The organism is Paenibacillus sp. RC21, assembly GCF_044907935.1.
GTDB classification, from domain to species: Bacteria; Bacillota; Bacilli; order Paenibacillales; family Paenibacillaceae; genus Paenibacillus; species Paenibacillus terrae_A.
On sequence record NZ_JBIYCS010000001.1, the window covers coordinates 214408 to 226647 of the forward strand.

Here is a 12240-nt window from a genome sequence, read left to right on the forward strand (position 1 = left end):
GCAGACAAAGGGGTGTTCAGGAATGAGAGGAAATAAGGCCAAAGGAACATTGAAGAAGCTGCGTCTGCTGCTTGCAGCTACGGTTGCACTGTCGATTGTATTGAGCGGATGCTCGTCAGGTGAGGCGGACAAAAGTTCGACTGCTGCTACCGGAGACAAGGGTGGTTCATTGAAGGTTGAAATTTTTGACAGAGGCAACACACCTCAAGGCTACACCATTACTGACAGCTATTTAACCCGTTATGCAAAAGAGAACTTTGGCAAACCCAACAATATTGATCTATCGTATGTGCCTGTTCAGCGCTCGGAAGAGGTTACCAAGCTGAATGTCCTGATGGCGAGTGGCGGCGATGTACCTGATATCGTATTCACTTACGATTCCGGCACTTTTGAGCGGTACGCAGAGCAAGGTGGGCTGACAGATTTGACTCCGCTACTGAATGAGTATGGCTCGAATCTCAAAAAATTCCTCGGTGAAGATACGCTGAGCTACGGTCAGGTGGAAGGCAAGCAGTTCGCCATTCCGGGCAAGCGCACTATTTTAGGGAAATATTCTTCCTTTATACGCCAGGATTGGCTGGACACACTGAAAATGCCTGTCCCTAAAACGACAGACGAACTATATAACACGCTCAAAGCGTTCAAGGAAAAAGACCCCGGCAAGACCGGCGGCAAGGTGATTCCAATGGGGATGACGATGGAGCCTGGACAATATGATTCGCTGCTGTGGTCTTTTATCAAGCCAGTGACGGATGAGCAGAAATATACGCTGACTCAAAAGCTGGGTTCCCGTGACTATCCGATCCTGCTGCCTGGATTCAAGGATGGAGTTCAGTTTATGAACAAGCTTTACAATGAAGATCTGATCAGCAAGGATTTTGGTTTGGATAAGGATAAAAAACAGCTGACTCAGGACATTCAAAGCGGCAATACCGGCTTTTTCAGCGAGGATTACGACAACATTTTTTACAATGACTCGGCTTATCCAAATCTGTTGGCCAACCAGCCGAAAGCCAAGCTGACGCCAATGGACCCGTACACGAACAGTGAGGGTAAGCATGCTAAGCCGGAATTTGCATCCAATGGACTCTACATTATGGTGCCTAAATCCAGTGAGCATGCGATTGAGGCGATCAAGTACCTCGACTGGATGTCTTCCGAAAAGGTGCTGCTCGATATGCAAAATGGTGTGGAAGGCGAAAATTATACCTTGAAAGACGGAATTCCAGTCGCCAAGGAAAACCCGACACAAGAAGCACAAGACCGTATCTATAATCAGGGCGATGTAGTTATCGTAGCGAACGGCAAGATTGCAGGCGATGATGAGAAGAACAAGGAAGCCTTTATTTTGGGTATGCCGTCCCAGTTCCAGGGGGAAGTTCGCAAAGCAATGGATATTTCCAACACGGATACCATTCCTCCGCTGAAATTTGACCATCCGATTAAATCCGAGTCCAAATACAGCAACTCGCTGCTGGACAAGTTTGATGAAATGGTCGTCAAATCGGTGATGGCGCCGTCCGCACAATTTGATGCAACCTTTGAAGCTGCGTTGAAGGATTATATGGCAAGCGGCGGTCAGGCGATACTGGATGAGCGCACCGAGGCTTACAAGGCCATGACAGGCAAGTAAGAAGGCGGAACGTAAAGGAGGAGACAGCGCATGAAAGGGAACGTTTACTTCCGCAGATATTGGCAATTATACGCGTTGCTTGTGCTGCCTTTGGCCTACTTCATTGTGTTCAAATATGGCCCGATGTGGGGCGTGCAGATTGCATTTAAGGATTTCAACTTTTTCCAGGGAATTACGGGAAGTGAATGGATCGGATTCGACGCGTTTCGGGAAGTGTTCCGCATGGACGATTTCTATAGAACACTGCGCAATACCATCGTGCTGAATTTGCTTGATCTGCTGGTATCTTTTCCGGCACCCTTGGTCCTGGCGATTTTACTCTATGAAATGAAAGTAGTTTGGTTTAAAAAGCTTTCGCAAACGATTTTGTATATTCCCCATTTTATCTCTTGGGTAATTATCGGCGGGATTGTGTACCAAGTATTTGGTACGCAGTCCGGCATGATTAACAATGTGCTGACCTCGCTCGGGTTTCAGGCGATTCCATTTTTGACGGATAAAAATGACTGGGTGATCACGTATCTGCTTACAGGTGTGTGGCAAAGTGCAGGCTGGGGAACGATTTTGTACCTGGCTGCCTTGACTGGAATTAACCGGGAGTTGTTCGAGGCCGCTGAGGTAGATGGCGCAGGGCGTATGAAACGAATTTGGCATATTACCATCCCGGGTATGAAAACGACGATTGCTACGCTGCTCATCATTAATCTGGGCAATATGATCACCATTGGCTTTGATCGTCCTTATGTGATTGGCAACGTGGCGGTTCGGGATTATTCCGATGTGCTAAGTACGTTTGTATACCGCATCGGGATGGAGTCCGGGCAATACACACTGGCAACGGTGGTTGGTTTGTTCCAAGCCGTGGTGGGCCTGATCTTCGTACTGGGTGCGAACTATGCTTCCAAGAAGCTGACGGATGAAAGTATTATGTAAGTGGTAAAGGAGCTGACATCTGATGAGTGAACGTACTGCGAACCGCACCTTTGATATTGTAACCACCCTATTGGTGGCTGTGGCTGTACTGCTGTGTTTGGCCCCGTTTATTCATATTTTGTCTATTTCCTTCAGCTCAAACCGGGCTATTACGTCCGGGGAGGTTACCCTGTTTCCGGTTGAGTTCAATTTGAAGGCGTATGGAAAAGTTTTCTCCGACATGAGCATGATTCGTTCGCTCGGGTTTACGGTCATGCTGACCGTGATCACGACGGTGCTGAGTATGCTGATGACGGTGATAGCTGCATACCCATTAACGAAGAAAAATTTAAAGGGCCGCAAAACGATCATGTTCATGATTGTAGTCACGATGTTTTTCAGTGGCGGTATCATTCCAGAATACATTCTGGTGCGCGATCTGCATTTGCTGAATAATATAGGGTCCCTTATTTTACCAGGTCTGATCAGTCCGTTTTATCTGATTATTCTGATTTCCTTCTTTAACGGGATTCCAGAGAGCTTGGGAGAAGCGGCAGAGATTGACGGCAGCAGCCAATTCGGCACTTTGATTCGGATTGTGCTTCCGCTGTCCCTGCCCGTCCTGGCGACATTAAGTCTGTTTTATGGTGTGGGGCGCTGGAATGGGTTTCAAGATACGCTGATGTATATTCAAAACCCGGATTTGTTCCCGTTGCAGCTCAAGCTGTATCAAATGATTCAAAATAACATGGTGTCCGAGCTGTCGAGGCTGGAAGGAGCGAGCGGCGCGAGAATTACACCTGAAGGGCTGAAGGCGGCGAGTGTCATTTTCGCAACGGTTCCGATCCTGCTTGTTTATCCATGGCTGCAAAGATATTTTGTCAGCGGCGTGATGCTTGGAGCGGTGAAAGGATGATGACGATGAAGGCGAAGGGGGAATACTCCTTTTCCACCTGTTGGAATTTAAAAAGGCATACTGTCGGCCAGGAGCTTGTGGAGGAAATCCGCGAGCTGGGCTTTGGCAGGGTGGAGCTGAATTATAACATTACCCGGGAAATGCTGACGACGATTGAGCCTATGATTGAGCGGGGAGAAATCGGAATATCTAGTGTGCATAATACGTTTCCATATACGCCTGACCCGGATTACGGTACGGATTCCGTTCTGCTCGGATTTGATGATGAGACGAAGCGAAAACGCGCAATAGAGCTGCTGGTACAATCTGCGGAATATGCGCATCGTTATGGTGCAAAGGCGGTGGTTGTACATCCCGGAGAGGTTCCGTTTCCTTACGATATCAGCGGTGAGCTGGAAGTGATTTACCGTGAGCAGGGCAGGGATTCGGCTGCTTATCAGGCGCTGTGGGCACAAATGCTGGAGCGGCGGAATGCGCTGAGCGGGCATTATGTACAGCGTATCCGCGACAGTCTGGAAGAGGTGTGTGACCGTATCGCCTCCAAGGGCTATGATGTAGCAATTGGTATCGAAACGCGTTCACGCTGTTATCAGATGCCTACCTTACAGGAGGCCAAGACGATCATAGACGATTTGAAGGGCGCCCCTGTATATCTGTGGTATGACATTGGACACGGCATAATTATGGACCGAATGGGGCTGTACGATAATGCCAAGGAAGCCAATGAAATGATCGACTATATTCTCGGTGTCCATATTCATGAAACGATAGGGTTATCCGATCACTGGTGCCCTTATATTCATAGTGGTGATCTGGAGTTCTTTGATCGTTTTGTGAATATTATCCGGCAAGCCCCAATTAAGGTCTATGAGCTGAAAGCAGCTTGTCAGCCGGAGGATATTGAACGGAGCCATGAGTTGCTGACAAGCAAGATAGCGAAACTTCAGACGCAAGGATGATCAACGATTATGCATATCACAGGGGCTGAGGGAATGTATAGTAAAATTGTAGCGGTCAATGATGCCTGGGTGAAACCGGGCATGGACCATCAGGTGCTGGAAGTCGACAACCGTTATTATGGTGGGGTGACCGATGATGAGAACGGGATTGCCTGGCCTAATCATTCGGTTGGCACTCCTGCGGCAATGGCGGTCTGGGCGGCCGCGCTCGTCAATCCGGATTCCGCTTATTACCGGAATGAGGGTGTGCTGATCCGACTGGAGCTGGCGGCGCAGTACATGCTGCGCGTACAGCATGAGGACGGCTCTATTTCGCCGGGCTGGACCAATTTTCACTCGCCGCCGGATACGGCGTTCGTGGTAGTGGGCTACGCTCAGGTCTACCAGTTGCTGATCGGTGACGACTGGCTGGAGCTGCGCCGGGTGACTGACGCGATCCGCCTGTTTCTGGAGCGGACGATTCCGGTCATGCTGACCGGAGGCTGCCATACGCCGAATCACCGTTGGGTACTGTGCGCTGCTCTGGGCTTCCTGCACGAGCTGTTTGATCTGCCCGAAGCGCTCGCCCAGGCCAGCATGTGGCTGGCAGAAGGACTGGACGGGACGCCGGATGGCGAATGGACGGAACGCAGCAATGGAATTTATAATGCTGTCAGCGATATTATGCTGATTCATGCCGCCCGTTTATTGAAGCTGCCGGAGCTGCTTGAGCCGGTACGGCGCAATTTGCACATGATGGTGTATCTTGTCCATCCGGATGGGGAAGTGGTCACAGAGTATTCGGGAAGACAGGACTTCGGCGTGATGATGAATTTATCCTCCTATCTTCTCCCGTATGCCATGCTGGCTACCGAGGATGAGGATGCTATATTCGAAGCGATGGCTGTCGCCGCTGTTCAGGTAACGGATCATCCGGGCGGTGCTCCGATTAATGCGGCTGTGTGCTTCTTGCTGGAGCCACGTTTGCAAACCCGCAAAATATCGCCTGCTGCATTACCTGTCACCTATAACAAGCTGCTGAACGGAGACTTTCCGAGAACTGACTATCTGAGCCGGATGGACGAGGCAGGGCATCATCAGCACATTTATCACAGCAGGCTGCATACGGATTTTGGTGCTCTGGTTGCTCGATATCGGCAGAAGGATACCAGCGCGACGCTTATGACCGAGGCTTCATCGTTCCTGTCGTTGCGTCATGGAGATGCGCGTCTGCTGGCGGTTCAGGCAGCTTCCTATTTCTTGCCGGGCTTCGTGCCTATGCAGGAGTTGACTGCCCATGAAACCGGCTGGACGCTATCGGGTCAGCAGGCCAAAGGCTATTACGGGCCTGTTGCTGCCGCCGATCTGCCGCCTACCTCGCAGGAGGAAATTAGTCCGTGGTATTTGCTCCCGCATCACAAACGTCCACTAACCCATGAACAAAAGCATGAAATCCGGGTGGATGTGGATCGTCAGGAGGATGTGTGGACGCTTCGTTTTCGTTCAGAAGGTCCGGTGGACTGCATGACACAGATTTTATTTGTTTTTGGGCGTGAAGGGAAATTCACTTGCGGGGAATATAGGCTGGTTAATGAAGCGGTGCAATGCTGGACTGGCGGTATGGCGCGCTATGAATCAGGAAATGCGTGGTTTGAGCTGACAGGAACAGCGATGGAGCATACGGCTAACTCGGTTCGGGGGGCTGCATACCCAGTGGATTGTCACACATTGCTGGTCAATTGGATGGCTCCGTTTGATCAGACGATCACGATCCGCATGTCGCCTTTGCCTGTGAGTGAAGTTTGAGGTTCGATGAGCACCTGTTTCCGAGGATGAGATCAGTCTCGTAAAACAGGTGCTTTTTCGCGTCTTGAAGCATGCTGAATGGAGCGCTTCCATTGAGCTTGAAGCGATTGTGGTGTACACTGTCCAGAACAGGTGTAAATTGGAACGTCAAAAGGCTGGACGGCTGCAAAGGAGGAAAAGACACACATGTATGCCCGTTTAAGATCGTTAAATTATCCTATAAAAGGGTATGTTTTTATCGTATTAGCTGTATGCTCAGTGATCAGCACCTTGTGGATCATTAACGTGCGGCTGCCCTCGGGAGGCCGCCCTTATCTTTTTATTTGGTGGAATATGATGCTGGCCTGGATCCCGATGCTTTTAACGCTGCTGCTTGATGTGATTTATAGTTCCTGGCGGCGGGGAACGAGAACATTTTTGCTCTGGATAACGGGAGCGGTATGGCTCTTTTTTTATCCCAACACACCGTATTTAATCACAGATTTGCTGCATGTATTCGCCCGATATCCATTTCTGGGGGAGCAACGCTTCTGGGGAGAGCCTTATTTCTGGAATCATGTACTGGGCATGCTGTTGGTCGCTGTCCTTGGACTTACGATGGGATTTATATCTCTAGAATCTGTACGACAGCTGGTACGACGTGCACGTGGCGGGTTTGTAAGCTGGCTGTTTGTGCTGGCGGTATTGCTGCTCAGCAGCTTGGGCATTTATATTGGCCGTTTCTTTCGGGGAAATACGTGGGATATTATTTCTGCGCCTTCCCAGCTGTATGTGCAGGTGTCCTCCATATGGGCAGATACCCTACAGCGTACTCATTTTGTGGAGTTTAGCGGGATGGTATTTGCTATTTTGTTCATTAGCTATGTATCCACGATGTGCGTGGTTTGGATCGGATACAGCCGTCGGGATGAATGGCGTAACTAATGATTTAGATGCGACTGAGTGGCTGAGTAGCTTCATAAGCTTGAATAGAGAGGAGGAATAGAAACCATGAACGGACAGAACCGATCAGATATTCGCGCAGGGCTTCAGGTAGATATTGTGCTTAAAAAAGATCAGCCTACCGGAAAGCTGACACGAGGAAGGGTGAAGGATATTTTGACCAATTCTTCGCGTCATCCGCATGGAATCAAAGTGCGTTTGGCAGACGGACAGGTTGGGCGTGTCAAGCATATCGTAACGAATGAAGGATAGAGCTGCGGGCTGAGGAGGAATGACGCATGAAACAGGCAACGGCAAGGTCGAAACATGATCGCTACCCGCTTGTTTTGCTTGTATTACTGGTGCTTGCTCTCATCTGGTCCTTTATCCATCCGGCGGATCATTTTACTTGGGTACTGGAAGTTCTTCCGGCGATTTTGGGAGCTGGACTGCTGGTGGCTGTTTACCGCCAATTCCGGTTCACGAATCTGGTGTATACTCTGATATGGCTGCATGCGCTGATTTTGATTGTCGGCGGGCATTATACCTATGCGGAAGTGCCCCTGTTTAACTGGATACGGGATACATTCGGGCTGGAGCGTAATTATTACGACCGACTTGGGCACTTTGCGCAAGGCTTTGTGCCTGCGCTTATTGTCAGAGAAGTGCTGCTGCGTAAAACGACCTTGGGAAGCGGAGGCTGGCTGACCTTTCTCACGGTTAGTGTGTGCCTTGCGATTAGTGCTGCGTATGAGCTGATTGAGTTTGCCGTAGCCAAGGCGACTGGAACGGCCGCAGAAGCCTTTTTGGGAACCCAAGGGGATATATGGGATACCCAATGGGATATGCTTCTCGCTTTGATCGGCGCTCTGACAGCCGTGATTCTATTGAGCGGAGTACATAACAAGCTGCTGAAACAGCTAAGATATTAATGTGTTCCTTTCTTTAGGAGAACATAGCTGGACGGTATAAAGTTATAATGATAGTGGAGGGTGGTTATAGAATGCATGCTAAAGCATTTTTAACCACCCTTTGATGTATCCTGAGATCGGCAGTTTCCAGGGCTACATATGCGTCATAGGGCGGCTGTCGAGATGCAGGGTTGCGGCACCCATGTAGCTGTCCAGCAGTCGTTCGAAAATGCGGTCCCATGTCTGTTCCACGCTGTAGGCTCTACCCGCCACGGACATAGAATCACGAAGTGGTCTGTCTTTGTACAACAGGTGCACAGCTTCGGCAAAGGAAGCGGCATCTCCGGCAGGACACAACAAGCCCGTTTTCCCATGAATGAGATTATCCTTTACCCCGCCTTCATCGGCACCGACCACGGGTGTTCCGCTCGCCATGGCTTCCAGCACGACGTTGCCGAATGTTTCCGTAGTGGAGGGGAACAGGAATACATCCGCTGCGGCGTATAGCCCCGCTAATTCCTGCCCTTTCACAAAGCCAAGCCAATGGACTGCATGCTCTGGCACCCCCATGTCTGCCGCTGTTTTGACCTTGTACAGTGGACCGTCTCCTGCAATGACCAGCACAGATTCTGCCCGGACATCGTCCGGCAACTGGAGGTAAGCATCCAGTAAGGTGTCTATTCCCTTTTCTGGTGCAAGTCTGCCGACATATAAAATAACGAATGCGTCTGCACGAACGCCCCATTTTCTCCATACTGCGTGACGATCCACTTTAGGTTGGAAGCGATGGGTATCAATGCCCCTGCCCCAGATTTCGAGTTGACTCATTCCTTTATTGTGCAATAACTCCATGGTTGACCCAGAGGGTACATACACCCTTTCACAATGTCTGTGAAACCAGAGCATGTATTTCCACAAGGCAGGTTCAAGCCAGCGAAGCTTGTAATATTCGAGGTATTTATCAAAGTGGGTATGATATGAGGCGACGAGCGGAACATGGTGTTTGGCTGCGTAGCTTGTTCCGTACAGGCCAAGGTTAAATGGGGTAGCGACATGAATCAGGTGCGGGGAAAAGGCGGACAAACGGTCGTTGATCTGTTTGGCGTTGGGGATCGCAAGCCTGCATTCCCGGTACAACAAAAAAGGAATGCTCCGAAGCCGTTCTACACCCGGTCCGGAGGGCAGACGGTGGTCTGCCTCCGGTGCGAAGACGAGCGTAGATACCCCATGTTTCTCCAGATAGCCAATCCATCGTTCCAGTGTCAGGGCAGCGCCATTTACGTCAGGCGCATACGTGTCCGTAAATAAAGCGACTCGAAGCATGCCTTCATTCCTCCTCCGCCATTCTCATTTATCCTATGACGATCCAGGGGAGTCCGCTTGGAGGCTCCGGCTTTTATTGTGCCATGATTTTGTTTACGGGCTTGCCGGGTTTTGTAAAAGCTGACCCGCGGACGGGCGGTTTTCTCGGAACATCCAATAGTAGACGAGGGAGGACAAAATATAAAATACACCTGTCATACTGAACGTGATGGCATAGCCCCAGTAATTGCCGTAGGTCGTAACCAGATAGGCTTGTACAGGTCCCATGCCTGCGGTTCCTAGCATCCAGGTCGTCTGGAGAACCGAGTTGGCAATCCCCCGGTTCTTATCCGATACACGTTCCACCAGAATGGCGGTTTGCAGCGGATTGGCGGCATTCATCAACGCTTGCCTGAACAGAAAGCTGATGGAAGCAATCCAGAGGACATTTGTGAAGCCGGTAATCAGGAGAAACGGGAGCGAGAGCAATTGGAAGCCAACGACAGCCTTGACCAGTCCGATTCGGCTGCCAAGCGTAGGCCCGATCAGCATAGAGAGGATCGTCATCAGCTGACCGAGAGCAATCAGCAAACTCATCGCACTGAGCGATACGGAAAAGCGGTTCGTAAAATACAAATTGAGATAAGGGATGACCAGACCTGAGCCCAACCCGAGAAAAAACTGGGCAAGGACAAATTGTCCGATGACTCTGGTATCCGAAGAAGCAGCAGGAGCAGGTGGTACTGGTAAAGCGGACGTGGATTCCGCCGTATTCGCTGATACCGGTTCAGGTGTCGATTTCGCAAGGGCCGCTTCTTCCTCAACATGAGTTGCTTTTGTCATGAACAATAATGGTATAAAAGCGGTTAATGTTGCCGTTCCTCCGAGGAACAGGGCAACCCGCAGACTGGAGAGCTGTGTGATCCCCCACGTTTGCAGCCCATCCGCAAGCACACCACCGCCAAAGCTCCCCATGACCTGTGCTGCGAGTACAAGAGCAGAGTAATAGCTGAATATTTTCAAGCGTTGGGCTTTGCTGATGCTTTCCGCTAAAAAGGGTACAGCCAGCACCTGAATAAAGGCGGCGAATACACCCGAAACGACGGCGAAAACCAGCATACTGCCACTGGTATCCGTAAAGGTACGGATGAGAAAGGCAACACCGCTGAATAACGCGCCGATGACCAGCATGTGTTTGCGGCTCCTCCGATCCCCCAAAAAACCGACCGGAATAAATAGCAAGGCTGTAGCCAGTGCTTGCATGCTCACCACTCGGCCATTCATGTCATCCCCAAAGCCAAGCTCCTGGATATACAGGTTATACAGAACGGAAAACATTCCCGTACCCATCTGATACAGCAGATTGGCGATAAAAAACAATCGGATATTACGCGGCCACTTTCGAGGCTCGTCTAACATTTTGCTAATCCATGGCACGATGCGGTCCTCCTGTGACGTTGATACAGATCAGTAGATTGTATTGATATGTATTCTAGCAGGATCTGTGCATTTCATAAATATTCCTTGTCTCCGATTGTTTTGGGTAATAATAAAGCATGGACTTTACATTGAAATTTCATTATAGTAATTCGGTATGAATAAATTTGAAGGGTAAGCAGGAGGGATGGCTTTGGCTTTTGGAGCACGGGTGTTAAAAACGGGAATCGCAGTGACGCTCGCCCTTTTTCTGAGCATGCTTTTGAACACCCATTCGCCTGTGGGGGCAGCGATAGCCGCTATTTTTGCCATGCAACCGTCAATATACAGGTCGTGGCGTTATTTTCTGGATCAACTCCAAACAAGCACACTAGGTGCAATCATGGCTTTGCTGGGCGGAATGGTATTTTCGAATGAGCCTATTGCGGTTGGTTTGGTATGTGTGCTGGTACTTATGATATGTCTGAAATTAAATATGGCTGATACGGTAGGACTAACACTGGTAACCGTTGTTTCTGTCATGGAAGCCTCGGATGACTGGAAATTTGCGGTGACCCGTTTTGTGCTTACTTTAATCGGGATTGTTTCTGCTTTTGTTATTAATATTACGGTGTTTCCTCCGAAACCGAAAAGACAGTTTATCAATCAGATTCAAAGTGTATTTAACACTATGTCCTTGCTGCTGCGCACCGCCATTTCCGATGAGATTAAGGAGTCTGTCTTTAAAGAGGAAAAAGGCAATCTGGAGGGAGCCATAAAATCGCTATCGGATAAATATCATTTGTTCGAGGAAGAGCAGAAGAAGCTCAAGCGCTCCCGGTTCAGTCAGACGAGACAGATGGTGGTATACAAGCAAATGCTCGGAAGTTTGCACAAAGGATATGAGGTACTGGACGCGGTGGAAAGGCACTACTTCCAGTCTGTGCGACCGAAGGGAACGGATGCGTTTTTTGATGGTCATCTGGAACTGCTGATTCGGTTCCATGAACATGCGCTGCTGAAGTTTGAAGATAAGCTGAAACCGAACGAGGACGAAAGCGAAATGTTCCAGCAGGCGAACGGTGAGTTTATGAAGCATGCGATTACCCGTTTTGACCACTGTCAGGAGGGGATGCTGAGACTCTCGATTGTGGCTGCTGCGATGTATGACTATGGTCATCAACTGGAGCGGTTGAGCAGACTGGCGGAACATATTCATCCTGTGGAAGAGAGCAAGTAGCGAATGTATGAAAAAGTAAAAAGCGGCCGTATTCATCTTATAGATGGACGACCGCTTTTTACGTATATAAAGGCATAAAAAAAGCCCGCTGGTTGCGAACAGGGGTTAAACTTGCTACAATAGAGGATGCTATGTTTATGATAAAACCATAAGTTTAAAGTCGTTAATCACACTTCATTTTATATTATAGCATGTTTCAAAGTGTAAGTCAATTTTCCCGGATCAGAGGGATGCCAGGGGTATAC

Annotated in this window: 11 protein-coding genes; 9 read left to right on the forward strand and 2 right to left on the reverse strand. The window is 49.5% G+C overall.

All coding sequences use genetic code 11. The features are described from left to right. Window positions 1-22 precede the first annotated feature (22 nt). The 8 genes from ABIA61_RS01055 to ABIA61_RS01090 all read left to right on the forward strand — a co-directional run bounded on the left by ABIA61_RS01055 (window position 23) and on the right by ABIA61_RS01090 (window position 8058). A complete protein-coding gene (locus ABIA61_RS01055) occupies window positions 23-1633 on the forward strand; it encodes an extracellular solute-binding protein (protein ID WP_404580202.1) in 1611 nt (536 codons plus the stop codon). 30 nt (window positions 1634-1663) lie between these two features. Then, complete coding sequence (locus ABIA61_RS01060; protein ID WP_283655536.1) at window positions 1664-2566, forward strand: ABC transporter permease; 903 nt, start codon at window positions 1664-1666, stop codon at window positions 2564-2566. 22 nt (window positions 2567-2588) lie between these two features. After that, complete coding sequence (locus ABIA61_RS01065; RefSeq protein ID WP_283655537.1) at window positions 2589-3461, forward strand: carbohydrate ABC transporter permease; 873 nt, start codon at window positions 2589-2591, stop codon at window positions 3459-3461. Beyond that, complete coding sequence (locus ABIA61_RS01070) at window positions 3458-4420, forward strand: sugar phosphate isomerase/epimerase family protein (RefSeq protein WP_283655538.1); 963 nt, start codon at window positions 3458-3460, stop codon at window positions 4418-4420. Before ABIA61_RS01065 ends, ABIA61_RS01070 begins: the two co-directional genes overlap by 4 nt. A gap of 33 nt (window positions 4421-4453) precedes the next feature. Continuing rightward, entirely contained in the window at window positions 4454-6205 is a 1752-nt protein-coding gene (locus ABIA61_RS01075; protein WP_283655539.1) for a hypothetical protein, read from the forward strand. Between the two features lie 186 nt (window positions 6206-6391). Then, the gene (locus tag ABIA61_RS01080) at window positions 6392-7129 is read left to right on the forward strand and encodes a DUF1361 domain-containing protein (RefSeq protein ID WP_283655540.1); all 738 of its coding nucleotides are present in this window, start codon (window positions 6392-6394) and stop codon (window positions 7127-7129) included. 66 nt (window positions 7130-7195) lie between these two features. Further along, complete coding sequence (locus ABIA61_RS01085; protein ID WP_404580203.1) at window positions 7196-7399, forward strand: YwbE family protein; 204 nt, start codon at window positions 7196-7198, stop codon at window positions 7397-7399. 26 nt (window positions 7400-7425) lie between these two features. Next, window positions 7426-8058, forward strand: coding sequence for a DUF2238 domain-containing protein (locus ABIA61_RS01090; protein ID WP_283655542.1), 633 nt, complete (start codon window positions 7426-7428; stop codon window positions 8056-8058). A gap of 132 nt (window positions 8059-8190) precedes the next feature. Here ABIA61_RS01090 and ABIA61_RS01095 read toward each other — a convergent pair whose 3' ends face one another. Both ABIA61_RS01095 and ABIA61_RS01100 read right to left on the reverse strand, forming a co-directional pair. Continuing rightward, window positions 8191-9360 (reverse strand): glycosyltransferase family 4 protein, encoded by a 1170-nt coding sequence (locus tag ABIA61_RS01095; RefSeq protein ID WP_283655543.1) that lies wholly within the window; start codon window positions 9358-9360, stop codon window positions 8191-8193. Window positions 9361-9453: 93 nt separating this feature from the next. Continuing rightward, the gene (locus ABIA61_RS01100; RefSeq protein WP_404520930.1) at window positions 9454-10776 is read right to left on the reverse strand and encodes an MFS transporter; all 1323 of its coding nucleotides are present in this window, start codon (window positions 10774-10776) and stop codon (window positions 9454-9456) included. Window positions 10777-10963: 187 nt separating this feature from the next. On the opposite strand from ABIA61_RS01100, the gene ABIA61_RS01105 reads away from it, so the two are divergent. Then, window positions 10964-11995, forward strand: coding sequence for an FUSC family protein (locus tag ABIA61_RS01105; RefSeq protein WP_283655544.1), 1032 nt, complete (start codon window positions 10964-10966; stop codon window positions 11993-11995). The last annotated feature ends 245 nt before the right edge of the window (window positions 11996-12240 follow it).